20 protein-coding genes are annotated in these 24,848 nt (G+C 64.1%); 6 read left to right on the forward strand and 14 right to left on the reverse strand.

All coding sequences use genetic code 11. The features are described from left to right. Positions 1-93 precede the first annotated feature (93 nt). Positions 94-1,161, forward strand: coding sequence for a GGDEF domain-containing protein (locus JEY66_RS25090; RefSeq protein WP_018271451.1), 1,068 nt, complete (start codon positions 94-96; stop codon positions 1,159-1,161). A gap of 168 nt (positions 1,162-1,329) precedes the next feature. On the opposite strand, the gene JEY66_RS25095 is transcribed toward JEY66_RS25090, so the two are convergent. From JEY66_RS25095 to JEY66_RS25130, 8 genes are all read right to left on the reverse strand, one after another. Beyond that, positions 1,330-1,812 carry a TfoX/Sxy family protein gene (locus tag JEY66_RS25095; RefSeq protein WP_018271450.1) on the reverse strand — a complete coding sequence of 161 codons (483 nt, stop codon included), beginning with the start codon at positions 1,810-1,812 and terminating at the stop codon, positions 1,330-1,332. Between the two features lie 150 nt (positions 1,813-1,962). Further along, positions 1,963-2,352, reverse strand: a complete 390-nt coding sequence (locus JEY66_RS25100; RefSeq protein ID WP_018271449.1) for a HesB/IscA family protein — start codon at positions 2,350-2,352, stop codon at positions 1,963-1,965. Positions 2,353-2,431: 79 nt separating this feature from the next. Continuing rightward, entirely contained in the window at positions 2,432-2,803 is a 372-nt protein-coding gene (locus tag JEY66_RS25105; protein WP_016845787.1) for an SUF system Fe-S cluster assembly protein, read from the reverse strand. Then, positions 2,800-4,047 carry a cysteine desulfurase gene (locus JEY66_RS25110; protein ID WP_018271448.1) on the reverse strand — a complete coding sequence of 416 codons (1,248 nt, stop codon included), beginning with the start codon at positions 4,045-4,047 and terminating at the stop codon, positions 2,800-2,802. The genes JEY66_RS25105 and JEY66_RS25110 overlap by 4 nt, the downstream gene beginning before the upstream one ends. Then, a complete protein-coding gene (gene sufD / locus JEY66_RS25115; RefSeq protein WP_018271447.1) occupies positions 4,044-5,366 on the reverse strand; it encodes a Fe-S cluster assembly protein SufD in 1,323 nt (440 codons plus the stop codon). Before sufD ends, JEY66_RS25110 begins: the two co-directional genes overlap by 4 nt. A gap of 17 nt (positions 5,367-5,383) precedes the next feature. After that, positions 5,384-6,136, reverse strand: coding sequence for a Fe-S cluster assembly ATPase SufC (gene sufC / locus JEY66_RS25120; RefSeq protein WP_026192720.1), 753 nt, complete (start codon positions 6,134-6,136; stop codon positions 5,384-5,386). A 58-nt stretch (positions 6,137-6,194) separates the two neighbouring features. After that, positions 6,195-7,691, reverse strand: coding sequence for a Fe-S cluster assembly protein SufB (sufB, locus tag JEY66_RS25125; RefSeq protein WP_018271445.1), 1,497 nt, complete (start codon positions 7,689-7,691; stop codon positions 6,195-6,197). Positions 7,692-7,785: 94 nt separating this feature from the next. Next, the gene (locus tag JEY66_RS25130) at positions 7,786-8,943 is read right to left on the reverse strand and encodes a cysteine desulfurase family protein (RefSeq protein WP_026192719.1); all 1,158 of its coding nucleotides are present in this window, start codon (positions 8,941-8,943) and stop codon (positions 7,786-7,788) included. 460 nt (positions 8,944-9,403) lie between these two features. Between JEY66_RS25130 and JEY66_RS25135 the strand changes: the two genes are divergently transcribed. After that, positions 9,404-10,051 carry an alpha/beta hydrolase gene (locus tag JEY66_RS25135; RefSeq protein ID WP_016843213.1) on the forward strand — a complete coding sequence of 216 codons (648 nt, stop codon included), beginning with the start codon at positions 9,404-9,406 and terminating at the stop codon, positions 10,049-10,051. Positions 10,052-10,149: 98 nt separating this feature from the next. Here the strand turns inward: JEY66_RS25135 and JEY66_RS25140 are convergent, their stop codons facing one another. The 3 genes from JEY66_RS25140 to JEY66_RS25150 form a co-directional block, all read right to left on the reverse strand. Beyond that, positions 10,150-10,479 carry a DMT family transporter gene (locus JEY66_RS25140; protein ID WP_018271443.1) on the reverse strand — a complete coding sequence of 110 codons (330 nt, stop codon included), beginning with the start codon at positions 10,477-10,479 and terminating at the stop codon, positions 10,150-10,152. Positions 10,480-10,482: 3 nt separating this feature from the next. Further along, positions 10,483-11,160: a glutathione S-transferase family protein gene (locus JEY66_RS25145; protein WP_018271442.1), complete on the reverse strand. Its 678-nt coding sequence runs from the start codon at positions 11,158-11,160 to the stop codon at positions 10,483-10,485. Positions 11,161-11,242: 82 nt separating this feature from the next. Then, entirely contained in the window at positions 11,243-12,346 is a 1,104-nt protein-coding gene (locus JEY66_RS25150) for an anhydro-N-acetylmuramic acid kinase (protein WP_026192718.1), read from the reverse strand. 151 nt (positions 12,347-12,497) lie between these two features. On the opposite strand from JEY66_RS25150, the gene tyrS reads away from it, so the two are divergent. Continuing rightward, positions 12,498-13,751, forward strand: coding sequence for a tyrosine--tRNA ligase (gene tyrS, locus JEY66_RS25155; protein ID WP_016843209.1), 1,254 nt, complete (start codon positions 12,498-12,500; stop codon positions 13,749-13,751). A gap of 113 nt (positions 13,752-13,864) precedes the next feature. Beyond that, positions 13,865-15,115, forward strand: coding sequence for an MFS transporter (locus JEY66_RS25160; RefSeq protein ID WP_026192717.1), 1,251 nt, complete (start codon positions 13,865-13,867; stop codon positions 15,113-15,115). 75 nt (positions 15,116-15,190) lie between these two features. On the opposite strand, the gene JEY66_RS25165 is transcribed toward JEY66_RS25160, so the two are convergent. The 3 genes from JEY66_RS25165 to JEY66_RS25175 all read right to left on the reverse strand — a co-directional run bounded on the left by JEY66_RS25165 (position 15,191) and on the right by JEY66_RS25175 (position 22,420). Next, entirely contained in the window at positions 15,191-16,990 is a 1,800-nt protein-coding gene (locus JEY66_RS25165) for an adenylate/guanylate cyclase domain-containing protein (protein WP_018271439.1), read from the reverse strand. A gap of 136 nt (positions 16,991-17,126) precedes the next feature. Next, the gene (locus tag JEY66_RS25170; protein WP_018271438.1) at positions 17,127-18,563 is read right to left on the reverse strand and encodes an IS1182 family transposase; all 1,437 of its coding nucleotides are present in this window, start codon (positions 18,561-18,563) and stop codon (positions 17,127-17,129) included. Between the two features lie 155 nt (positions 18,564-18,718). Next, a complete protein-coding gene (locus tag JEY66_RS25175) occupies positions 18,719-22,420 on the reverse strand; it encodes a YhdP family protein (RefSeq protein WP_018271437.1) in 3,702 nt (1,233 codons plus the stop codon). 228 nt (positions 22,421-22,648) lie between these two features. Here JEY66_RS25175 and JEY66_RS25180 point away from each other — a divergent pair, with 228 nt between their 5' ends. Continuing rightward, positions 22,649-23,386 carry a peroxiredoxin gene (locus JEY66_RS25180; protein ID WP_080650363.1) on the forward strand — a complete coding sequence of 246 codons (738 nt, stop codon included), beginning with the start codon at positions 22,649-22,651 and terminating at the stop codon, positions 23,384-23,386. 100 nt (positions 23,387-23,486) lie between these two features. Then, a complete protein-coding gene (locus JEY66_RS25185) occupies positions 23,487-24,848 on the forward strand; it encodes a M23 family metallopeptidase (protein ID WP_026192716.1) in 1,362 nt (453 codons plus the stop codon).

Genomic DNA, 24,848 nt, shown 5'->3' on the forward strand with positions numbered 1-24,848 from the left:
ACCTTGCCTTCACTCTCGTCCCGTACCCTCGCCCCAATAGTTTAGTCATTGCTGCCGGGCTTAATCGGCATTGCGTGCATTGAGGACGTGACAGTGGTCAAGCTGCTGGACGAGCACGAACGTACGTTGGCCTTTGCCGAAGTCGCACTTGGCCAGATCCGCTCGCTTCGCCAGACCGCCGTCCCCCGCAACTATGAAATCTGGTACGTCTACGCGACCGGATACAACGCGCCGCTCAACAAGGTCATCAACGAGACGCTGGCGCGCAGCGGCAAGCTCTCTGAATCCGATCTCGAGCAGATCTACGAAACCTACCTTTCGCACATCAAGACCTCGGACCGCATCGACAAGGTCGGCGCCCGCGTCATCGGCGAGATCGACGCCGTCATGAAGCTGATCACCGACGCGCTCGGCGTGTCCGCGACCTATGACGCCAGCCTCGTCGGCGCCAGCGACAAGCTTGCGAGCGCGACCACCCGCGATCACATCAAGGCAATCGTCGATAGCCTGGTAAAATCGACGCGCGAGATGCGCGAGACCAATCAGGCGCTGGAGAACCGGCTCGCGCTGTCGAAGTCGGAGATCAGCGACCTGCAACACAGCCTCGAGGCGATCCGCGCCGAGAGCCTGACCGATCCGCTCACCGGCCTCGGCAACCGGAAATATTTCGACCGCTCGATCGACATGGCGGTGCAGGCCGCGCTCGCCAGCGGCGAGCCGCTGTCGCTCCTGATGTTCGACATCGACCACTTCAAGTCGTTCAACGACTCCTACGGCCATCTCACCGGCGATCAGGTGCTGCGGCTGGTGGCGCAGTCGCTGAAGCAGAACATCAAGGGCCAGGACATCACCGCCCGCTATGGCGGCGAGGAATTCGCCGTGGTGCTGCCCAACACGGCGCTGCGGCAGGCGCTGACGGTCGCCGACCACATCCGCCGCGCCGTGATGGCCAAGGAGCTGAAGAAGAAGTCGACCGGCGAGATCCTCGGCCGTGTCACGATCTCGGTCGGCGTCTCCATGCTGAAGCCGTCCGACGATACGGACTCGCTGATCGAGCGCGCCGACGCCTGCCTCTATGCCGCCAAGCGCGCCGGCCGCAACCGTGTGATCTGCGAGGCCGATCCGGAATACAGCACCGAGATCCAGACCCGCGTGGCGTGAGCCGCATATGCGGCTCTGCGGATTGCTTCGTCGCCCATGCTCCTCGCAATGACATGGACAAATTCGCTCATCCTTTCAGGGAGCGCAATCTCTCCCCTCGTCGTTCCGGCGAAAGCCGGGACGACATCGAGCATGTTGCGTCATCGAGAGGCATACATTCACGGTCTCTCAGGATCGGGACCGATTCTTTCCTGTGCGCTTCTTCCGAGCCGAAGATTGCTTCGCAGTCGCCTTGCTCGACGCCACCTTCTTCCCTGCGGCCTTCCTTGCGGCGACCTTCTTCGCTGGCGCCTTCGACTTTCGCGCAGCCGCTCGTTTCCTCGGCCGCTTGCGCAGCGCGGCGCGCTGGGCGGCGCCGAGCGCCGACCGTGCCCAGACCGCGAGGTCTTCCGAATCATCGAACAGCCTTGCCGGCAGCTGCCAGTAGGAGTTCACCGTCACCGTCCTGGAACGCGTCTGATACTGGAACGGCCCGCAGCCTTCCGCCTCGAATTGCGGAATGGTCTGATCGTCGGCACGGAAGTAAAGCCCGGCTCGCAGCGCGAGCGCGAAATTGGTGCCGTCAGCCGAGATGCCGTAGCCGGAGAACATCCGGCGCAGCGTCACCGGGCCGAAGTCGGCGAACAGGTCGGTGAGGAATTCGCGGTCCATGTGCCGTCGCCCCCTTGCCGCTCATAGTGAAGAGCGCGCCAGCGCGTCTCGAACCCTATGAGGCCACTCTCGTGCCCTCGCACATCCTTCGAGACGCCGCGCCAACGCGCGGCTCCTCAGGATGACGGCGGAGCGCGCGGAGGCCGAAAGCTAAACCGTGGCCGGCTTGAGCTGCACCGATTCGCCGCAACCGCAGGCGGAGACCTGGTTCGGGTTATTGAACACGAACTGGGCCTGCATCCTGTCGGCCACATAGTCCATCTCGGTGCCGAGCAGGAACAGCACGGCCTTCGGATCGACCAGGATCTTCACGCCCTTGTCCTCGACCACTTCGTCGGTCGGGCGGATCTCGTGGGCATATTCGACGGTATAGGACTGCCCGGCGCAGCCGCCATTCTTGATGCCGACGCGCAGCCCGACGATCTCAGAGTCGGCGCGCTTGGTCAGCTCGGTGATCCGCTCCGCCGCGGCATCGGTCAGTCGCATGACCTGCGGGCGCGGCCGCTTCGGCTTGGCTGGGGTTGGTGAAGCTTGCGTCATGTCACTCATGTGGTCAGTCCCAGCGGCAAATCAATTGCCGATCTTGTCGAGCCTAAGCCTAATCTAATCCCCTAACGCATCACCACATATTGAGGACGAGGCGCGCCTCGTCCGACATCCGGTCCGGCGTCCAGGCCGGATCCCAGACCAGGTTGACGTTGACGACGCCGACGCCGGGAACGCTGGCAACGGCGTTCTCCACCATCTGCGGCAGCTCGCCCGCGGCCGGGCAGTTCGGCGTGGTCAACGTCATCATGATGTCGACCGAGCGATCATCCTTGAGATCGACCTTGTAGATCAGGCCGAGCTCGTAGATGTCAGCCGGGATCTCCGGGTCGAACACCGTCTTCAGCGCCGCGACGATCTCGCCGCTCATGCGCTCGGTCTCCTCCGCCGGCAGTGCCGAGGTGGTTTCCATGGTGGCCGTCTTGACTTCGGCTGTATCGGTCATGCGAACAATTCCCGCGCCTTGATCAGCGCCTGCGCCAGATGGTCGACTTCTTCCCTAGTATTATACATCCCGAAGGATGCGCGGCAGGTGGCCGTGACGTTGAACCGCTCTAAAAGCGGCATCACGCAATGCGTGCCGGCGCGCACCGCAATGCCCTGACGATCGATCACGGTCGCGACATCGTGGGGATGCGCGCCCTTCATCTCGAACGAGATCACCGGTCCCTTGTTGCGGGCGGTTCCGATCACGCGCAGCGAGTTGATCTCGCGCAGGCGCTCCTGCGCATAGGTGAGCAGCTCATGCTCATGCGCGGCGATGCGCTCCTTGCCGATCGAATTGACGTAGTCGATCGCAGCGCCGAGCCCGATCGCCTCGACGATCGGCGGCGTGCCGGCCTCGAACTTGTGCGGCGGATCGCCATAGGTGACCCAGTCCTTGGCCACCTCACGGATCATCTCGCCGCCGCCGTTGAACGGCCGCATCGCCACCAGATGCTCGTGCTTGGCATAGAGCGCGCCGATGCCGGTCGGTCCGTACACCTTGTGGCCGGTGAAGGCGTAGAAATCGCAATCGAGGTCCTGGACGTCGATCGGCAGGTGCACCGCGCCCTGTGCGCCGTCGACCAGCACCGGGATGCCGCGGGCGTGCGCCAGCCGGATCACGTCCTTGACCGGAACCAGCGTGCCGAGCGCGTTCGACATCTGGGTGATCGCGACGATCTTGGTGCGCGGCGTCAGGAGCTTTTCGAACTCCTCGATCAGGAAGTTGCCCTCGTCGTCGACCGGCGCCCACTTGATCACGGCACCATGGCGTTCCCTGAGGAAGTGCCACGGCACGATGTTGGAGTGGTGCTCCATGATCGAAAGGACGATCTCGTCGCCCTCCTTGATGTTCATCCCGCCCCAGGACGACGCCACCAGATTGATCGCCTCGGTGACGTTGCGGGTGAAGACGATCTCTTCACTGCGACGGGCATTGATGAACTTCGCGACCTTGCCGCGGGCGCCCTCATAGGCCTCCGTCGCGGCATTGGCGAGGTAATGCAGGCCGCGATGCACGTTGGCGTATTCGCTCTTGTAGGCCTCGGTCATGCGGTCGAGCACCGCATTCGGCTTCTGCGCCGAGGCCGCGTTGTCGAGATAGACCAGCGGCTTGCCGTAGATCTGCATGGCGAGCGCCGGGAAATCCTGCCGCACCAAAGCGACGTCGTAACTGCCGTTGGCGACCGCCTTGTGCATGCTCACGCCCTCGCCTGAAGCCAGCGCTGCGCGGTGGCGATTGCGACCTCGCGCAACGTGTCGCTGGCGATGGACTCGATCGCCTCGCCGACGAAGGCCTGGATCAGGAGCGCCTGCGCTTCCTTCTCGGGCAGTCCGCGGGCGCGCATGTAGAACAGCAGGCTCTCGTCGAGCGCGCCGGTGGTCGCACCGTGACCGCAGGTGACGTCGTCGGCGAAGATCTCGAGCTCGGGCTTGTTGTCGGCCTCCGCGTCGTCGGACAGCAGCAGCGCACGGGTCATCATCTTGGCGTCGGTCTTCTGCGCGTCGGGGCGGACGATGATGCGGCCCTGGAACACCGAATGGGCGCGGTCGTCGACCACGGCGCGGAAGATCTCGCGGCTCGCACAGTGCGGCACCGCGTGATCCAAGAACAGCGTGGTGTCGGCGTGCTGCTTGCCGTTGATCAGATTGACGCCGTTGGTCTCGACCTTCGAGCCCTCGCCGCTGCAGGTCACCGTCAGCTGGTAACGGCTGACGTGCCCGCCCGAGGTCAGGCCGAAGGTGTTGAAATGGGCATGCGCGCCAAGCGACACCGTCGCCGAGGAAATGTTGAAGGCATCGACGCTGTCCTCGACCAGGCGCACGTGATCGAGCCGTGCATTGTCGCCGATCGCAACGACCAGTCCGTCATGGGTCTGGTAGGCCCTGGCGCCGTCGGCGGCGAGATAGCTCTCCACCAGCGTCACGCCGGCATCGCGGCCGAGCCGGAGCAGCGAGCGCGTGAACGTCGAGGCCGGGGCCGTGCCGGATGCGACATGCACGATGTGCAGTGGCTGGGTCAGCACCGTGCCGTCGGCGACGTCGATGACGACCCCGTCGGTCGCCATCGCGCCGTTCAGCGCGACCATGGGGTTGGCGATATCGGACGCGAGAGCCTGCGTCGCGACGATCTCGTCGCCGGCTTCCAGCGCGAGGCGCAGCGGATTGATCGAGAGCCCTTTCTCCAGATCCCGCCAATCGGAGAGATCAGACGCGAACGCGCCGTCGACCAGCACCAGGCGCCGGACGCCTTCGATCGCGCGGGCCTGTACGACGGCCCTGGCGCGGCTCAGCGCGGCATCATCCGGCGACGCCGCGAGCGGCAGCACTTCGCGCATCAGCGCGCGCAGGTCGGTGTATTTCCAGTCCTCGATCCGGCGATGCGGCAGGCCTGATCGTTCATAAGCCTCGAAGGCCTGGCGCCGCTGATCGGCGATCTTGCCCTCGCCGGGCAAACGGTCGCGCACCACGGCGAATGCATCGCCCAGCGCGCGCCCGGTCTCGGTCTTTGCAACAACGTTCATCACAAAACCCGTGTTTGTCAGGCAGCGTCTTCGAACTGCGTGTAACCGCACTCTTCCAGCTCCAGCGCCAGCTCCTTGCCGCCGCTTTTCACCACCCGGCCCTTCGACATCACGTGCACGAAGTCGGGCACGATGTAATTGAGCAGCCGCTGATAGTGGGTGATCACGACCATCGCGCGCTCCGGCGAGCGCAGTGCGTTGACGCCGTCGGCCGCGATCCGCAGCGCGTCGATGTCGAGGCCGGAATCCATTTCGTCGAGAATGCAGACGGCCGGCTCGAACAGCGCCATCTGCAGAATCTCGTTGCGCTTCTTTTCGCCGCCGGAAAAGCCGACATTGACGCCGCGCTTCAGCATGTCCTGCGGGATGTTCAGCGACTTGGCGACTTCGCGGACCTTCTTGAGGAAGGCCGGCGACGAGATCTCGTCCTCGCCGCGCGCCTTGCGCTGGGCGTTGAGCGCCGCGTGCAGGAAATTCCAGGTGGTGACGCCGGGAATCTCGACCGGATACTGGAACGCCAGGAACACGCCCTTGGCGGCGCGCTCGTTCGGCTCCATCTCCAGGAGGTCCTCGCCACGGAACAGGATCTGGCCGCCGGTCACTTCATAGCCCGGCTTGCCGGCGATGACGTGGGACAGCGTCGACTTGCCCGAGCCGTTCGGCCCCATGATCGCGTGCACCTCGCCCGGGTTCACCGTGAGCGACAGCCCGTGGAGGATCTCACGCTCCTCGACACGAACCTTGAGATCTTTCACTTCAAGCAGAGACATCTGATTTTTCCTGAGCATCACCCGAAAGGCGCGTCGGCCGCGCCGTTGGCGGGATGGATTAGCCAACCGAACCTTCAAGGCTGATCGAGATCAGCTTCTGCGCTTCCACCGCGAACTCCATCGGCAGTTGCTGCAGCACGTCCTTCACGAAGCCATTGACGACGAGGCCGACGGCCTCTTCCTGCGAGAGCCCGCGCTGGATGCAGTAGAACAGCACGTCCTCGGAAATCTTCGACGTCGTCGCCTCATGCTCGAACGTCGCCGAGGAATTCTTGGCCTCGACATAGGGCACGGTGTGCGCGCCGCATTTGTCGCCGATCAGAAGCGAGTCGCAGGCGGTGTAGTTGCGCGCGCCGGTGGCCTTGCGATGGGCGCTGACGAGACCGCGATAGGTGTTCTGCGACTTGCCGGCGGCGATGCCCTTGGAGATGATCCGGCTCGACGTGTTCTTGCCGAGATGGATCATCTTGGTTCCGCTATCGACCTGCTGGAAACCGTTCGAGATCGCGATCGAGTAGAACTCGCCGCTCGAATTGTCGCCGCGCAGGATGCAGCTCGGATATTTCCAGGTGATCGCCGAGCCGGTCTCGACCTGGGTCCAGGAGATCTTGGAGTTCTTGCCGCGGCAGTCGCCACGCTTGGTGACGAAATTGTAGATGCCGCCCTTGCCTTCCGAGTTGCCCGGGTACCAGTTCTGCACCGTCGAATACTTGATCTCGGCGTCGTCGAGCGTGACGAGCTCGACCACGGCGGCGTGCAGCTGGTTCTCGTCGCGCTGCGGCGCGGTGCAGCCCTCGAGATAGGAGACGTAGGAGCCCTTGTCGGCGATGATCAGCGTGCGCTCGAACTGGCCGGTGTTGCGCTCGTTGATGCGGAAATAGGTCGACAGCTCCATCGGACAGCGCACGCCCGGCGGCACGTAGACGAACGAGCCGTCGGAGAACACAGCCGAATTCAATGTCGCGAAGTAATTGTCCGAGGTCGGCACCACGGTGCCGAGATATTTCTGCACCAGCTCGGGATGCTCGCGGATCGCCTCCGAGATCGGCATGAAGATCACGCCGGCCGCCTTCAGCTCCTTCTGGAAGGTGGTCGCGACCGAAACCGAATCGAACACGGCATCGACCGCGATCTTGCGGTTCGGCGTCTGCTCACCGCCGGGCGGCGGCTCGACGCCCTCGAGGATCGCGACCTCGCGCAGGGGGATGCCGAGCTTCTCGTAGGTCTTAAGGATTTCCGGATCGATCTCGTCGATCGAGGACAGCGTCTTCTTCGGCTTCGGCGCCGCGTAGTAGTAGATGTCCTGGTAGTCGATCTTCGGATAGTCGACGCGCGCCCAGGTCGGCTCGGTCATGGTCAGCCAGCGGCGATACGCCTCCAGGCGCCATTCCAGCATCCAGGCCGGTTCATTCTTCTTTGCGGAGATGAAGCGGACGGTGTCTTCCGACAGCCCCTTCGGGGCCTTGTCGGACTCGATCAGCGTCTCAAACCCATATCGATACTGGTCGACGTCGATGCGCCGGACGCGCTCGACCGTCTCTTGTACAGCAGGCATTCAATCCTCCGCTCGCGGTTTCAAGGACCGCGGTGGATATCAAGTTCCGAAAATCTCTTACGATGCTTTGATGACGAAATCCGCTTAGAACAGTTCAAGCTGTGTTTCGTCGTTCCCCCTTAACTAAGGTATCGGCGAGCTTTCGCCAAGCCTTGAGGGTCAAATCCACGTCTGTCTCCGTGGTAGACCAGCCAAGACTAAGCCGCACCGCTCCCTGGGACACCTCCGAACGGTATCCCATTGCCTCTAGCACGTGGGATGGCTGGACCTTGCCCGACGAGCAGGCAGAACCGGACGAGACCGCGATTCCCCCAAGGTCGAACCCGATGACCGCCGTCTCGGCCTTCATTCCGGGCGCCGTGAACAGAACGGTATTTGGCAACCGCTTGACGTCATCGGAGAACACCAGCACGTCCGGCGTCTGTCGCAGCCCGTGCTCGAGCCGGTCGCGCAGGCCCCTGACGCGGGCCGCATCAGGCTTCAGCGCCGCCATCGCGGCCTTGGCGGCCGCACCGAACCCGGCAATGCCAGCGATGTTCTCGGTCCCTGCCCGCCGCCCGAGCTCCTGCCCGCCGCCGCGCAGGAACGCCTCCAAACCCTCGACACCCTCGGCGAGGACCAGTGCGCCTGCGCCCTTCGGTCCGCCGATCTTGTGTGCCGACAGCGTCACCAGGTCGGCCTGCGTCGAGGCCAGATCGAACGGGATCTTGCCGAACGCCTGGATCGCATCGACATGCAGCAGCCCGCCAGCCGCATGGACGATTGCGGCAACGTCCGCCACCGGCTGAATGGCACCGGTCTCGTTGTTCGCCAGCATCACCGAGACCAGCGCCGGCGGCCCGTCGGCCAGCAGCGCGCGCAGATGGTTGAGGTCGATCACACCGGCATGCGTGACATGGATCGCGGCGGTCGCCTCCGTCGCAAACCGACCGCCCGCGAGCACGGACGCGTGCTCGATCGCCGACACCAGCAGCCGCTGCACCGGTGCGCCCGCAGCGCGGTGCAATCCCGGCGTCAGTGCGAGCGCATTGGCCTCGGTCCCACCGGACAGAAACACCACGTCCTGCGGCCGGCCGCCGACCGCCTTCGCCACGGCATTGCGGGCATCCTCAAGCAGCCGTCGCGCCCGCCGTCCCTCGCTGTGCACCGAGGACGGGTTGCCGATCAATTCCCACGCCGCAGCCATCGCCGCCTTCGCCTCCTGGCGAAGCGGCGTGGTGGCATTCCAGTCGAGATAGACGCGATCGGCCATGGAGCTGTCCGCGGCAACCACCGTGGTTGCGGCCTTCACCGCGACATAACGACAGTTGACGACCGAGACCAGATCAGACGTCCCCGGCACGGGAGATTTTTCACGCGCGGCGGGAGCCGTGCTGCCGCCAGACGCGGCGTTCGCGGTCCCCTTGCGCGCGATAGCATTATGACGGACTGAAACTTCAGGTAGCCTTCGAAGCAATCCGGCGTGTCGATCCGGATCGCCGCCGCCGCGTCGGCAACGCGCGCAACGCGACGCGGATTCGCGACCGCCAAGCGGCACAATTTCCTTGATTTTTGCCCCTTGCGTCATGCTAGAAGGCCTCCAGCGTGCCGCGCGGCGGTGCCTGCGCCGATTTCATCACGAGCTGCTCTGTTCGCGAACCGTCGCTGAAGATGGCTCCAACCGGTTGATTGATCGACGTCAATCAAGGGAACGCGTCAATCAAGGGAACACAATGCCTGAAGTCATTTTCACCGGCCCTGCTGGCCGCCTCGAGGGCCGCTACCACCCGGCCAAGCAGAAGAACGCGCCGATTGCGATGATCCTGCATCCGCATCCGCAGTTCCACGGCACGATGAACCACCAGATCGTCTATCAGTGCTACTACGCGTTCGCGCATCGCGGCTTCTCGGTGCTGCGCTTCAACTTCCGTGGCGTCGGCCGCAGCCAGGGCTCGTTCGATCACGGCACCGGCGAATTGTCCGATGCCGCGAGCGCGCTCGACTGGGCGCAGGCGATCAATCCGGAAGCGCGCGCCTGCTGGGTTGCGGGCTTCTCGTTCGGCGCTTGGATCGGCATGCAGCTTCTGATGCGCCGGCCGGAGGTCGAGGGATTCATCTCGATCGCGCCGCCCGCCAATCTCTACGACTTCTCGTTCCTCGCGCCCTGCCCGTCGTCGGGCCTGATCGTGCACGGCGACAAGGATGCCGTGGTGCCGCCCAAGGACGTCAACACGCTGGTCGAGAAGCTGAAGACGCAGAAGGGCATCGTGATCGACCAGCAGGTCATCCCCGGCGCCAACCACTTCTTCGACGGCAAGCTCGAGCCGCTGATGGAGACGGTGACCGGCTATCTCGACATGCGTCTCGCCAACGTGCGCTGAGCCGCGACTGCTGACCTCGTAGCCCGCATGAGCGAAGCGACATGCGGGGCGCGGTCGAAAAGAACCCGGATATCGCTGCGCTCATCCGGGCTACGGATTCATTCCGGTGCCAGCTTCAGTGCGGCGATGCCGATCAGCACGAACACGATTCCCGCGACTTTCATCGGGTTGAGCGCCTCGTTGAACAGCAGCACGCCCATGGCCAGCGTGCCCGCCGCGCCGATGCCGGTCCACACCGTGTAGGCGACGCCGACGCCGAGCACCTGCAGCGCGCGTCCGAGCAGGAACACGAAGGCGGCGAGCAGCAGCAGCGAGACCAGCGTCCAGCCGAGTCGCGTATAGCCTTCGGCATATTTCATCGAAATCGCCCAGCCGACGTCCAGCAGGCCGGCGACGACGAGCGCGATCCAGGCAACCGAGTGCGACATGGCTTACGCGGCAAGCTTCAGCATATGCGCGCGGTGGCCGACCAGGAACGCGTGCAGCAGCGCCGGATAGTCAGGCGACACCGCACTGCGTACGCTCGGCCGCTGTGCCAGCGCGCTGCGCCAGGCGCGAAGTTTTGGCGTGTGCGTGAACACCGCGAGATCGGTCAGCTGGTCGAACAAATCGAAATAGCGGAAGATCGGCGCGAATACCGCATCCACCAGACTGAAATTCTGGCCGGCGAAGAACGGACCGGCGCCGAGCGCAGCCTCGACGCGCGCGAATTTTGCCGCGACCGCCTGCCGCTTGCTCTCGAAGGCCGCGGCATCGGTGGCGGTCTCGAGCCCCCAGAGGTCGCCGAGAATGGCCGAGCCGAACTCCATCCAGGCGCGATGCTCGGCGCGGACAAGAGGATCCTGTAGGTGCAGCTTCGCCCCCGCCTGCGTCTCCTCGATGTACTCGCAGATCACGTTGCTCTCGAACAGCGCGACCTCTTTGCCGTCGTCGCGCGTCACCACCAGCACCGGCACCTTGCCGAGCGGCGAGATCTTCAGGAACCAGTCCGGCTTGTTGGCGAGATCGATGTCGATCCGCTCGAACGGCACGCCCTTCTCACGCAGCGCAATCACCGCGCGTTGTACATAGGGGCAGAGCTTGTGGCTGATCAGTTTCAGGGCGGCCATGACGAACCTCGCGTTCAATGCAACTGCATCGAATTAAATGCAACGGCATGGAACTGTCAAGGTAGATGCATTTGCATCTAAATCACGGTCGCGCGATAATGCCCCCGGTCATCGGGATCGGCACCCCCGTGGTGGCAGGGTAGCTCAGCGGCAGGCCCTTCATGCCGCGCGCGGCGAGGAAGCCGAACGCCTGCGCCTCGATCGCATCCGCCGCCCAGCCGAGCGCCTCGGCCGGCTCGACGGTCGCCGGCGCCAGCCGCTCGCGCAGCATCCGCAGCATCGTGAGGTTGGAGGCGCCGCCGCCGCAGATGATCCAGCTTTTCGGCCGTTTCGGCAGCAGCGGCACGATGCGAGCGATGGCGGCGGCAGTGAAGGCGGTCAGCGTCGCGGCGCCATCGGCCGGCGCCACGGCGCCGAGCTTGAGGCTGGCGAAGTCGTTGCGGTCGAGCGATTTCGGCGGCGGCAGCGCAAAGAACGGCAGCTTCAACGCCTGTGCGATCCAGGCCTCGTCCGGTTTGCCGAGCGCGGCGAACTTGCCGGCGGTGTCGAACGGCTGGTGCATCTGGCGGAACATGAAGTCGTCGAGCAGCGCATTGCCCGGCCCGGTGTCGCAGGCGATCAGCGTGTCCGTGCCGTCGATATAGGTGATGTTGGAGACGCCGCCGATATTGACGACGACGATCGGCCCCTCGCGGTTCAGCGATTGCACCAGCGCCCGGTGGTAGACCGGCACGAACGGCGCGCCCTGCCCGCCGGCCTCGACGTCGGCGGCGCGGAAATCGTGCATCACCGGAATGTGGATCACCTTGGCGAGCGCCAGGGCATCGCCGATCTGCACCGTGAGCCTGCGCTCGGGGCGATGCAGCACGGTCTGGCCATGGAACCCGACGATGTCGATGTCCTGGGCGGAGATCCGGTGCTGCGCCGTGAAGCTGGCGACCGCCTCGGCATGGGCCGTGGTGACGGCCTGCTCGGCCTGCCGCAAAATCCCCGGCCGGGCGTCGCGCTGCGACAGATGAACCGCCTCCGTCAGCGCCTGGCGCAGCAGACTGCGCTCGCCTTCGGTATAAGGCCGATAGCCCGAGGGTCCGAAAGACTTGATCTGACGGCCATCGGTCTCGATCAATGCCACGTCGACCCCGTCGAGCGAGGTACCGCTCATCAGACCGAGTGCCGTTAACATCATGTTGGAAGCGCCCCAGCCGGGAACCCCCGGCTTGTCTCAAACAAGTACATCCTATAATGCCACTGCGCGTCCGCCTGCGGCAGCCTCAGCGCCAAGGTTCCGCAAATTGATGCAAAAACCGTAAAAACAGAATGAGCTGGCTGGCCGACAAATGACTGCATTTAAATCGGATTTCCTGAACACTTTACAGGAACGCGGCTTCGTCCACCAGTGCTCCGATTTCGAGGGCCTCGACGCGCTTGCCGCGAAGGGCCAGGCGACCGCCTATGTCGGCTATGACTGCACCGCGCCGTCGCTGCACATCGGCAACTTCCTGACCATGATGATGCTGTACTGGCTGCAGCAGAGCGGCAACAAGCCGATCACTCTGATGGGCGGCGGTACCACGATGGTCGGCGACCCCTCCGGCAAGGACGAGACGCGCGCAATGCGCACGGTTGCGGAGATCGAGGCCAACAAGGCCTCGATCCGCGGCGTGTTCGCCAAGGTGCTGCGCTATGGCGACGGACACTCCGACGCCATCATGCTCGACAACGCCGAGTGGCTGACCAGATTGAACTGGATCGAGATGCTGCGCGACATCGGCCGGCACTTCTCGGTCAACCGCATGCTGACCATGGACTCGGTGCGGCTCCGGCTCGAGCGCGAGCAGGAGATGAGCTTCATCGAGTTCAACTACATGGTCTGCCAGGCCTACGACTTCGTCGAGCTGTCGCGCCGCGCCGGCTGCCGGCTGCAGATGGGCGGCTCCGACCAGTGGGGCAATATCGTCAACGGCGTCGATCTCGGCCGCCGCATGGGCACGCCGCAACTGTTCGCGCTGACCACGCCGCTGCTCACCACCGCCTCCGGCGACAAGATGGGCAAGACCGCCAAGGGCGCGGTGTGGCTCAACGCCGACCAGTTCTCGCCCTACGATTTCTGGCAGTACTGGCGCAATGTCGAGGACGCCGACGTCGTCAAGTTCCTCAAGCTGTTCACCATCCTGCCGATGAGCGAGATCAGCAAGCTTGCGACGCTGGCCGGCGGCGAGATCAACGAGGCCAAGAAGGTGCTGGCGACCGAGGCGACCGCCCTGCTCCATGGCCGCGATGCAGCGAACGAAGCCGCCGAGACCGCGCGCCGCACCTTCGAGGAAGGTGCGCTGGCCGAAACCTTGCCGACGGTGGAAATTCCGCGCGGCGAATTTGAAGCCGGCGTCGGCGTGCTCGTCGCCTTCGTCAAGGCCGAGCTCGTCGCTTCCAACGGCGAAGCGCGCCGGCAGATCAAGGGCGGCGGCCTGCGCGTCAACGACGCTGCCGTGACCGACGAGAAGATGCTGCTGAGTTCGGCCGATCTCACGCCGGAAGGCGTGGTGAAACTGTCGCTCGGCAAGAAGCGCCACGTCCTGCTGAAGCCTGCATAGGCGCATTCGCATTTGTCGGTTGCAGGGAGTGCGGAAAGCGCGCTCCCTGCCCGAGCGCGATCAGCAAAAGTGGACTTCCGGTTTTGCGTCCGGTCGCGCTCGAAAAGAATGCGATGGACCAGCAGACCACGCCTCCGAACGACACGCTTGCAACGCCGGCGAAGCAGTCCCGCGTCGCGCTGAACGTACTCGCGCTCTGCTTCGTGCTGTCGGTGCTCGGGCGCGGCCTTAGCGACAGCTTCACCGTTTTCCTGAAACCGATCTCGGAAAATTTCGGCTGGGACCGTGCCTCTGTGGTGTCGGTCTACTCGCTGACCTGGCTCGCCAGCGGCCTGACCGCGCCGCTGGTCGGGCGCCTGTTCGACCGCTCGGGTCCGCGCGTGGTCTATGCGCTGGGCCTGTCGCTGCTCGGTTGTGCATTCCTCGTTGCTTCACGCGCGCGAGAGCTCTGGCAATTCCAGCTCAGCGTCGGACTCTGCGTCGGTTTCGGCACCGCGCTGATCGGCAATGTGTCGAATTCGATCCTGCTCGGCCGCTGGTTCGGACCACGCCTGCCGACCGCGATGGCCGTGATGTATTCGGCGACCGGCGCGGGCCTGTTGCTGCTGTTGCCGCTGTCGCAGGTTCTGATCGACCGGATCGGCTGGCGCGAGGCCTATCAGGTGTTCGGCATCGGCGCGCTCTGCCTGCTTGTTCCGCTGGTCTTTCTGCCGTGGCGGCTGCTCGCCGGCGGATCGCCACATATCGTCCGGAAGTCGGAAAGCAGCTTGGCCGACGAAGGCTGGACGCTGCTCAGCGCGATGCGCCACCATGCCTTCTGGGCGCTGTTCTCGACCTTCTTCTTCACCGCGATCGCGATGTATGCGCTGACCGCGCAGATCGTCGCCTATCTGATCGATGTCGGCTTCCCGCCGCTGCAGGCGGCAACCGCCTGGGGCTTCTCCGGCGTCGCGCTGTTCGTCGGCATGCTCGGCGTGTCCACCCTCGACGGCATCATCGGCCGCCGTCCGAGCGTATTGTTCAGCTATGGCGTTTCGATCCTCGGCATCATTCTGCTCTGGCTGCTGCAGTGGTATCCGAACTACTGGCTGCTGACCGGCTTCATCATCTGCTTCGGCAGCATGATCGGCTCGCGCGGTCCGCTGATCACGGCGACCGCGCTGAAGATCTTCCGCGGCGAGCGCGTCGGCACGATCTACGGCACGATCATGATCGGCAGCGGCCTCGGCTCCGGCCTTGGCTCATGGGGCGGCGGCCTGATCCACGACTGGACCCACAGCTACAATCCGCTGATCGCCTTCGCGCTGGTCAATGTGGTGCTCGGCCTGATCCCGTTCCTGGTGGTCCCGGCGCTGCGACGCTGATGAACGTTAGCAGCCTCGTCGCACCCAGACACGCGACCTAAAGTCTGGGATGTCGCCTCGTGCCCATCTCCGACATCACCCCTCCGGCACTCCGGCTACGCGCATGCCCTCGCAAAGACGCTCTTGTCCCGCGAGATAAATAGGATTGTCGCTTATCTTGGCGGCGCGCAAGCGGCGGATCGTAAAGCTTGGGTTGAGCGCAAATCCCGCTTTCGCAGCAGTTCGCGCCTCATCCAGCGCGCCGAGCAAGCCCAAGGCAGCGGCAAGCGAAAAATGGGCGAGAGGATGAGTGCCGTTGGCCTCAATGCTTCGTCGCAGCCAACTGACGGCTTCGGCATCCGCACCGAGCTGTAGCTTTGCCATGCCCACAAAGCGCATAAGCCGGTTGGCAACGAGATCGCGAGGGGACAGACGGAGAGCCTCGAGTACATGGCCTTCAGTCTCGGTAGCACGACCCATATAGAATTTGGCTAAACCGATAACGCCATGAGCATAAGCCAAATTGCGATCAAGTGCTAATGCCTGCTCGCATTCGGTAATTCCCTGCGCGGCGCGGTTTGTATTGACGTAGACGAGTGCCAGTATCAGGCGAGCCGCGGCAATGTTGGGAGCTAGTGAGCGTGCTTTGATCGCGTTCGCTTCGGCTGCCGAAAGAAGCGCGGCTCGTTCGTCCGTTAGCAGGTCGGCTCCCACTGTCAGATCGACGTTTGCCATGCCGATCAACGCCCAAGCCGCTCCGACCCCTTGGGGATCGATCGCCAAAGCACGCTCAAAAAAGCCGCGCGCCCGGGTCGCATGCTCAAGGGTCGGCCCCTTGTAGAAGCAGGCAGTACCCTGAAAGAACAGGTCTATCGCGTCGGGATGCCGCAACCGCTCCGCTTTTCGTGCCTCGACTACAAAGAGTTGGGCACCAAACGAGTTGGCGAGCCTCGATACGATTTCGTCCTGCATATCGAAAAGATCGGCGACAGGTTTTTCGAAGCGCTCAGCCCAAAGATGTTTGCGGCTTTCGGCATCGATGAGCTGCACGTTCACTCGAAGCCGCTTGCCGCTGAGCTGCATGGAACCTCCTAGCACGTACCGGACGTTCAGCTCGCGGCCGACTTGCCGTACGTCGATTGCTTTGCCCTTGTACGAGAACGCGCTATTCCGGGCGATTACGAACAAGCCACCGATGCGCGACAAGTCTGTTGTTAAGTTCTCGGCTACACCATCGATGAAATAGTCCTGTTCGGGATCGCCGCTGAGGTTGGCGAATGGCAGCACAACGATGGAAAGACGAGGCGGTGAAAGGGCGCTCGATCCGGTGCGGTGAGACCGTGTCGCTGGGCCGGGTTCATCCCAGATCGCAGCATATGTCCGGACCGGGCGGGTGATGTTTTTGAAGTTCTGATCGCCCAAATCGACGAACTCAACGCCGACCTTGCCTCGCACTTGATCGTAGGCAGAAGACGAGATGCAGATGCCGCCAGGCTCTGCGATGCCTTCAAGCCGCGCTGCGATGTTGACGCCGTCCCCGAATATGTCATGGGCCTCGACGATTACGTCGCCGATGTTAACTCCCACGCGGAAGGCAACGCACCTTTCTTCCTTCTCTTGGATTGTTAATTCCTTGATGCGGGCCTGAAACTGTACGGCGGCTCGGACAGCCTCAACTGAGCTTGTAAACTCCGCCAAGAACCCATCGCCGGTGTTCTTCACGATACGGCCACCGTGTTCAGCGATTGCTGGCACAACAGCGTCCGCAAAGAGCGCGGTCAATTTGGCGTGTGTCGCCTCCTCGTCATCGTGCATGAGCCGCGAATAGCCAGCCACATCGGCGGCCAATATCGCCGACAACCTGCGCTCGACAGGGAATGGCCGCTCCTGCACCATGGCTCTCAACCCAACCGATGAAATATTGTACGACGGATCGGGAGACCGGGCCACACTGCTAATGTCGCCTGATGGCCCAGGCCGTGTGAAAATCGCGCAACTCGGGGCGCTGATTAGGTCGCTCAGAGGGCCGGCCTCACGCCCGCATCGCCTCCAGCAATCCGCCCACGCCCACGATCATCATCACGCGCTTCATATTGTAGGCGAGGACGTTGAGCGCCATCTCGGTGGCCACCTTTGGCAGATTTTTCGTGAGAAAGTGTGTTGCTCCCATCCAACACTTCATTGTGCCGAACGGATGCTCCGCTGTCTGACGGCGGACACCCATTGCATTGGGGTTGTGGTCGAGCCGATTCTGAACTCTCTCCAGAACAGCTTCGTGCTCCCAGCGTGAGATGCGGCGCTCGGGGCCTGTCGTGCACTGAGCTTTTAGCGCGCAGGTTTTGCAGGCGCTTGTCCAATAGCGGCGCAGTGTCTTTCCGTCCTCTATGTTCGTATAGTGATAAGTTAGCCGCTCGCCGGCGGGACAGCGATAGACATCGTCGGCAGCGACATAGACGAAGTCCTGTTTGCCGAAGCGGCCAGCAGCTTTGGCGCCCGAAGTCATCGGCTTCGGCAACGTCACCGTGATGTCGGCTTCCTCGCAGGCCTTGATCTCCTCTCCATCGTAATAGCCGCGGTCTGCCACGGCTTCGAGCGTCTCGACAGCCATCTCGTCGCGCGCCCGCCCGGCCATGTTGGCGAGTTGGTGGCGGTCGGTGCCCACGTTGGTCACCTCGTGAGCCACGATGAGATGATGCTGCGTATCAACTGCAATCTGAACGTTGTAGCCAACGATCCCGGTGTCCTTGCCACTTGTCGCCATCGAGCGCGCGTCAGGATCGGTCAGCGAGATCTGCTTGTCCTCGCTCTTCATCATCTCCGCATTGATCGCATTGAGCCGGACGGTCTCCTCTTTGAGCTTCTCGATTTTACCTTTCAACCGCTCAACCTTCGCCTCTGGCACCGCATCGCCGTGCCGATCGGCGGTCTCGAGCTGCGAGAGATAGCGGGCGATGCTCTCGTCGATCCGCTCAAGGCGCCGCTTCATCTTCGCCTCAGTGAAGTTCTTGTCCCGCGCATTGACGGCCTTGAACTTCGATCCATCGATGGCGACGCTCGCTGCAACAAGCAGATCAAGCTTGCGGCACAGCGCGACAAACTCGCGGCAGACCTCACAAATGGCCTTGCCATTGTCCTTGCGGAAATCCGCGATGGTCTTGAAGTCCGGCGCCAACTGCCCGGTCAGCCAGATCATCTCGATATTGCGCTGGCATTCTCGCTCCAGGCGTCGGCTCGACGGCACGCGATTGAGGTAGCCGTAGATGTAGAGCTTGAGCATCATGCCGGGATGGTAGCCGGGTCGCCCCGTGTCGAGTGACTGGACGCCAACGAAGCCGAGCTTATCCAGATCGAGCCCGTCGACGAACACATCAACCGCACGCACCGGATTGTCCTCGGACACGTAGTCGTCGAGCAGTGCAGGGAACAACGTGCTCTGTGCGCGATCAACCCCTTCCACGAATCCCGCCATCGCTCGTCCCCGCCGATTCATCGGAGAATACTAATAGCAGAGGCGGAGTTTTCACACGGCCTGGGCCCGTAGCCGACATCGCGAACCCTGTCCCTTTGGTCCGCTTCTGACGATAATGCAGACTGTCGTTAGGCGGCGGCTTATGAGTGCACGCCCTAGTTATTCGTCGTCGGCAGATCGTTCGGGCCGTACTGCTTGAACTCGAAGATCTTGCGCGTCAGCCCGGGGGCCAGCGCGGAAATCGGATTGACGCGCAGCACCGGCGCGCTCGGCGTTCCCACCACTTCATAGGTCACGCCGATCAAGCCTTCATTGCTGCCGGCGCCGAGGAAAATCCCGAAGAACGGGATCTGGCCGAACATGTTGTTCAACCCGTACATCGGAATGAAGGTGCCGTTCATCCGCACCTGGTTGCCGATATAGTCGATGCTGCCTTCGATGGTCGCGCCGATGGTCGGTCCCTTGACCACACCATTGCGGATCGAAAGCTGGCCGCTCTGGCGGGTGAATTCGGCGCGCAGCGCGTCGAACCCGATGCCGTTCTGGGTGCTGACCGGCCCGCCGGCAACGGCGCGATCGAGCTGGGTTTCGCCCTTCACCGAGAAACCGGTGATATTGATGAGCCCTTCCCTGGGGCTCGGCTCAGGGATCGGCGGCTCCATCGCGAGCGTAAGCTGGCCGCCGACGACCTTCGAATAGGTGTCGATGAAGCGCAGGAACGCACCGGCGTCGCTGGTCTGCAGATAGATCACCTCGCGGCCCTGCTGGCGTCCGCGCATATCGACCGTGACGGGGGTGTCGCGACCGACCTTGCCGCTCAGCGTGAACGCCTTGAAGAACCCGTTGCGGCGCGAGACCTTGGCGTCGACGCTGCGCAGCGCTTCGCCGTTGAATCCTGCGACCGCGCCGAGTTTCAGATCGACATCGAAATCGGTGGTTCTGGTCCTGCTCTTGGGATCGCTGTCGCGGCCGGAGATCGCCGACTTCAGGAAGCCGCGGCCGTCGAACACGTCGCCGCGCATCGTCACCTTGATCACGCCGTCGGGACCGCGATCGGCCCGCAGCGATGTCTTGTCGCCTTCCGACGGCGCATAGGTCGGGAAGTACGCATTCATGAGGTCGCCGTTCTGGTCGACCTCAAGCGCCCCCTTGATCGAAACGCCGGCGCCGTCGATCGAGATATCCTCGAACCGGGTCGATTGCCCCTTCGGCACCACGTTGAAGGTCGCCTTGCCGGCCCGGCCCTGCGCCTTGACCCAGCCCGGCAGGATGTTGTCGAGCTTGAGCTGGGTCAGGTCGGCCTCGACGCCCATCTTGGTGGTGGGATTGTCGCCGCTGCCGATCTTGCCGCTCAGCTTGATCGGGATCGCGCCCGAGACCGCGGGACCGAGATCGAGCCCGAGGCGCGCGCGGCTCGCATCGTCCAGCGTCGCCTGCAGCTTGACGTCGGCATCGCCCTCGGCCGGCTTGCGGTAGTCGAGCGAGGCCGCCTGCCCATTGATCTTGACGTCGCCCTTGACCTGGAAGCCGGCGTTGCTGGCGATCACCTTCAGCGCGTTGGCTTCGAGCTTCTGGTTCATCACCAGCTTGTCGACGGCAACGCCGGAGATGTCGGCGGTGACCGAGTAGAGCGTATCGGCCTTGGTCAGTTCGCCCTTCACCGGCATGCCGAGATTGATCGTCGCGGTGACGTTGCCCTTGCTGGCGTTTGGATCGATCGGCGGACCGGAGAGATCGCTGAGCCGGTCGGACGCGAGGATTTCGGCAGCAGCCGGCACCGGACAGTCGACCCGGAACCTGACCTTCGACGGCGACGGCTTCGGCGCCATGTCCGGCACCTCGAAGCTGAAGTCCGACAGCGTGATCTTGCGGCCCGCCGGCGTGTCGGCAATGCCCTGGTTGATGGTCACGGTCGCGGTGCGGCCGGTCACCCTCGCCTTCAGATCCGCGTCATGCACCGCGGGCATCTGATCCACCGGACGCACCGTGACACCCGAGGCGACAATGTTGACCGAGAGGCCGTCGTCCGGGATCGGCGGTCCCTTGCGCGACAGGTTGTGCACCGGCGAATTGACGCCGACATCGATGCGCTGGAGCGTGCCGCGGTCGATCCGCTCGAGCACCCATTCGCGCACCTCCGGCACGATGATGACCGGCCACATCCGTTTCAGGGCCGAGGCCGACATCGGCGTGCCGGCGAATCCGAGCTGCAGCCGCGGCTCGCCGGAATAGTCGATGCTGCCGGTTCCGGCGACGCCGATCTCGCCATTGGAGATGTCGGCCTGGGTCAGCAGCACGCGCTTCTTGTCGGTGTCGAAGCGGAAGCCGATGTTGATGCGATTGAAGATCAGCGGCGGTTCGTTCTTGTCGGCGCCGGCCAGCACGATGGTGCCGCCCGACAGGCCGGCCTGCCAGTCGGTGACGTTGTCGTTCGGCGGCTCGAGATGGCCAAGCAGCGTGATGCGGTTGGCGCCCGAGATGACCTTGATCGGCGCCAGCAGCACGCGCCGGCCCGAATCCCATTCAACGCTCATCTCGGCCGAATCGACCGGCATCGGGTAGTCGGGCGTGTCGGTGTCGATGATGTTGCCGGCACCGACATTGATCTTGCCGCGGAAGTAGGTCGGCAGGCCGTCGCGGCCGAGCTCGCCCTTCATTTCGCCCGACAGCGGCAGGTCGGCGGTGTAGGTCAGATCCTTGGTCCGCATCGCGAGCAGGATGTTCCGGGTCGAAACCTTGTCGGCCTTGATGTCGACCGAGCGCACGCCGTTCTGCTGCGGCCCGACCAGCACGCGCACCGACCAGGGTTTTGCGCCCTCCTCGCCGAAGCTGAGCGCAACGCCGCCGCCGCTCGGGCGCCGCAGGCTGAGGCTGATGTTCTCAAAGCTCCATTTGTTGCCGCGCTGCTGATCGTCGACGACAAGATTGCCGTTCTTCAGGCCGATCTCGTTGAGGTTCTGCCCATCGAGCCCGGTCATGCTGAGGCTGTCGAGCCAGTCGAGACCGGCGAGCAGCCCGCTCTGGGCCGCATCGGGCGACGCCGAGGGCTCGGCGGCAGCCGGCGGCGAGGCAACCGGCGGCGGCGGTGCTGCGGGTGTCGGCCGCGGGAATGTCGGCGGCATCCCCGCCTCCCGCTTGGAGGCAACGCCGGTGGCCAGCGGTTTTGCGGTGTCGCCGGCGGACACGGTGACATTGCCGTCGGGCGTGATGCGCACCGACAGTTCCGCATCGACCAGATTGAGGCTCTCCGCCCGCAACTGGCCCATCAGGAGCGCGGTGCCCGACAGGCGCACTTCGGCCTTGGGCGCGCTCGCAACCACCGCATGGTCGCGGTCGCGGACGATGATGTCGCGGATGCGCACCGCGATCCTGACGCGGCCGGCGCGCTCGATCTGCGTTCCGCCGACCTCGACCGTGTTGCCGTGGCCGATATTCTCCTCGATCGCCGCGGCAAGCCACGGCGTCGCCATGTCGAGATTGATCGGGCCGGCGCCGAGCCGCCACCACAGCGCGCCGAAGCAGGTCGCGAACATCGCGACCAGCACCACGAGGACGAGGCCGATGCGACGGATCCAGCGCTCGCCGTTCAGCGAGCGCTGCATGCCGGAGCAGAAATCGGTGAAGCGATGCAGGTTGGTGTTGGAACGCGCCAGCAATTGCCGCGCACGGTTGCCCGCCGCCTCATCCTGCTCGTCCCACGCAGCGTCGTCTTCCCATTGCGAGAAGTCAGCCCCGGCGCGCGGATTTGGACCCTGCGGCGACGTGTTCCTTGCCATTGCCTCTCGGTGCTGACGGCGAAGCTGATCGCCGCCATCGGGGCGCCCGTCGATGCGTATCGAGCGCTCCTGTGCCGGCATCGCCGCCTATCCTCGCCTAATCATGTTACTCGCCGATGGCCCCCAGAACGGACCAAACCAACCAATCAAAAGCCAATTCAGCAAGCGGACGGGTCACGCGTCGAATTCCTTGTCACCATACTCCGTGGCCATCAAACTTGCCCAGCGGCCGGCGCGAATCCGGCCTCCGCCAATAAGACCCGCAATACCCCAATGGTTGAGCTTCGGAAAGCGACGAAAGGAAGGCGTATGTCCAAGAAAACGCGCAAGAAATCCTCCAACACAACCGGAAAGCGGGTCGCAACAAAGGTTGCGCGCGCCGCAAGCGCAAGCACCGGGAAGTCCGCGACGAAAACCCGCACAGCGGTTGCGAAGAAGGCAGCGGCCAAGAAAACAACTAAGAAAACGACCAAGGCAACGAAAGCAAAGACCGCAGCGGGTGTTCGAAGCAAAGCTTCGCACAAGGCGGCATCGAAACCGTTAAGGCGAGAGCCGGCCGCGACCGTGACCAACTCGTCCGCCATCCCACTTGCCGAGGGCGCCACCGCGCCTGGCTTCAACCTGCCGCGCGACGGCGGGGACAGCGTTTCGCTGAAGGATTTTGCCGGCAAGAAGCTGGTGCTGTTCTTCTACCCCCGCGCCGACACCCCCGGCTGCACCAGGGAGGCGATCGATTTCACCCGGCTCAAAAGCGAGTTCGTAGCTGCGGGGACCGAAGTGGTCGGCATTTCCGCCGACACGGTTAAGGCGCAGGAGTCATTTCGAAACAAACACCAGCTGTCGGTGCCGCTCGTCTCCGATCCGGCCCACGAGATGCTGGAGGCGTATGGCGCCTGGGGCGAAAAATCCATGTATGGCAGGACCTTCATGGGAATTATTCGCACGACGGTTCTGGTCGATTCCAGCGGAAAAGTCGCCCGCATCTGGCGCCATGTGAAAGTCGACGGCCACGCCGAGGCGGTATTGGAGGCTGCCCGCTCGCTCTGACGGGACGAGTTCCGTTTCCTGAAAATTAACCATGACGGGCTCAAATCGGCCCCGCAAATTAGCCGTACGGAGCTTGGTCCGACCGGCCGCGGGAGTACCGATGTCGAGCCGGTCCGGTCACCACCAGGAACATCACAAACACCATCATCCGCAGGACCATGGCCGGACGCCTGCGCGCCGTCCGGCAGCCCATCACCCCGCGCCTGCGGCGGTGGCGGCCTCCGGCGAGGGCTATACCCTGGTCCATGCCGGCAAGCAGGTCCGGTTCGGGCCGGTGGTGTTCTGGATCATCGTCGGCACCGTGGTGCTGCTCGGCATGTGGTCGGCGGCGACCGCGACCTATTTCGCGTTCCGCGACGACGTGCTGACCCGGCTGATCGCGCGCCAAGCCGAGATGCAATACGCCTATGAGGACCGTATCTCGGAGCTGCGTGCCAAGGTCGACCGCACCACCAGCCGCCAGCTGCTCGACCAGGAGCAGTTCGACCAGAAGCTCGACCAGATCATGAGGCGGCAGTCGACGCTGGAATCGCGCGCCACCGCGCTCGGCGCGATGCCCGACGTCACCAGCACCGGATCGATCAAGCCGCAGGGCCGCGCCGAGGCTGCGCCGACCTCCGGCCCGCTGAAGCCCTCCCCGATCAGCGACACCGTGATCTTCGTGGCGCCGCCGGATCGCGAGGCACGGCTCGAATCGCGCGCGCCACTGATCGCCAAGACGCAACCGAACCAGTTCGCCAAGGCCCAGGGTGTCGACAACGTGCTGGTCCGCCTGCAGACCTCGCTTGACCAGGTCGAGCGGCGCCAGGTTGCCGCGCTCGCCTCGGTCGAGGACAGCATCGATTCCAAGGTGCGCCGGATGCGCGGCGTGATCTCCGATCTCGGTCTCAACATGGCGCAGCTGGAGGCGGCGACGCCGCGTTCCGGCATGGGCGGGCCCTTTGTCCCGGTGAAACTCTCTGCCGACGCCGGCGCGTTCGAACGCCAGCTCTATCGCATCAATATCAACCGCGCACAGATGCAGCGACTGAACCAGACGCTGGCGCTGGTGCCTTACCGCAAGCCCGTGGTCGGTGAAGTCGAATTCACCAGCGGCTTCGGCGTGCGCACCGATCCCTTCCTCGGCCGGCCGGCGATGCATACCGGCCTCGACTTCCGCGCGGCGCAAGGCGATCCGGTGCGTGTCACCGCCAACGGCAAGGTGGTGTCGGCGGGCTGGGCCGGCGGCTATGGCCGCATGGTCGAGGTCGATCACGGCAACGGCCTGTCGACGCGCTACGGCCATCTCTCCGAGATCGGCGTCAAGGTCGGTGAATACGTCAAGATCGGCCAGGTGATCGGCGCCGTCGGTTCGACCGGCCGCTCCACCGGTCCGCATCTGCATTACGAGACCCGCATCGACGGCGAAGCGGTCGATCCGCAGAAATTCCTCCGCGCCGGCGTCCGGCTCAGCGCGGGCTAG

Origin of the sequence: Bradyrhizobium elkanii USDA 76, from assembly GCF_023278185.1 — a bacterium.
Taxonomy (GTDB): domain Bacteria; phylum Pseudomonadota; class Alphaproteobacteria; order Rhizobiales; family Xanthobacteraceae; genus Bradyrhizobium; species Bradyrhizobium elkanii.

Bases quoted from the DNA above. Each gene is read 5' to 3' on its own strand.
- JEY66_RS25095 (WP_018271450.1), bottom strand. From the start codon at position 1,812: ATGGACCGCGAATTCCTCACCGACCTGTTCGCCGACTTCGGCCCGGTG.
- JEY66_RS25100 (WP_018271449.1), bottom strand. From the start codon at position 2,352: ATGACGCAAGCTTCACCAACCCCAGCCAAGCCGAAGCGGCCGCGCCCG.
- JEY66_RS25105 (WP_016845787.1), bottom strand. From the start codon at position 2,803: ATGACCGATACAGCCGAAGTCAAGACGGCCACCATGGAAACCACCTCG.
- sufD (WP_018271447.1), bottom strand. From the start codon at position 5,366: ATGAACGTTGTTGCAAAGACCGAGACCGGGCGCGCGCTGGGCGATGCA.
- sufC (WP_026192720.1), bottom strand. From the start codon at position 6,136: ATGTCTCTGCTTGAAGTGAAAGATCTCAAGGTTCGTGTCGAGGAGCGT.
- sufB (WP_018271445.1), bottom strand. From the start codon at position 7,691: ATGCCTGCTGTACAAGAGACGGTCGAGCGCGTCCGGCGCATCGACGTC.
- JEY66_RS25130 (WP_026192719.1), bottom strand. From the start codon at position 8,943: ATGGCCGATCGCGTCTATCTCGACTGGAATGCCACCACGCCGCTTCGC.
- JEY66_RS25135 (WP_016843213.1), top strand. From the start codon at position 9,404: ATGCCTGAAGTCATTTTCACCGGCCCTGCTGGCCGCCTCGAGGGCCGC.
- JEY66_RS25140 (WP_018271443.1), bottom strand. From the start codon at position 10,479: ATGTCGCACTCGGTTGCCTGGATCGCGCTCGTCGTCGCCGGCCTGCTG.
- JEY66_RS25145 (WP_018271442.1), bottom strand. From the start codon at position 11,160: ATGGCCGCCCTGAAACTGATCAGCCACAAGCTCTGCCCCTATGTACAA.
- JEY66_RS25150 (WP_026192718.1), bottom strand. From the start codon at position 12,346: ATGATGTTAACGGCACTCGGTCTGATGAGCGGTACCTCGCTCGACGGG.
- tyrS (WP_016843209.1), top strand. From the start codon at position 12,498: ATGACTGCATTTAAATCGGATTTCCTGAACACTTTACAGGAACGCGGC.
- JEY66_RS25160 (WP_026192717.1), top strand. From the start codon at position 13,865: ATGGACCAGCAGACCACGCCTCCGAACGACACGCTTGCAACGCCGGCG.
- JEY66_RS25165 (WP_018271439.1), bottom strand. From the start codon at position 16,990: ATGGTGCAGGAGCGGCCATTCCCTGTCGAGCGCAGGTTGTCGGCGATA.
- JEY66_RS25170 (WP_018271438.1), bottom strand. From the start codon at position 18,563: ATGGCGGGATTCGTGGAAGGGGTTGATCGCGCACAGAGCACGTTGTTC.
- JEY66_RS25175 (WP_018271437.1), bottom strand. From the start codon at position 22,420: ATGCCGGCACAGGAGCGCTCGATACGCATCGACGGGCGCCCCGATGGC.
- JEY66_RS25180 (WP_080650363.1), top strand. From the start codon at position 22,649: ATGTCCAAGAAAACGCGCAAGAAATCCTCCAACACAACCGGAAAGCGG.
- JEY66_RS25185 (WP_026192716.1), top strand. From the start codon at position 23,487: ATGTCGAGCCGGTCCGGTCACCACCAGGAACATCACAAACACCATCAT.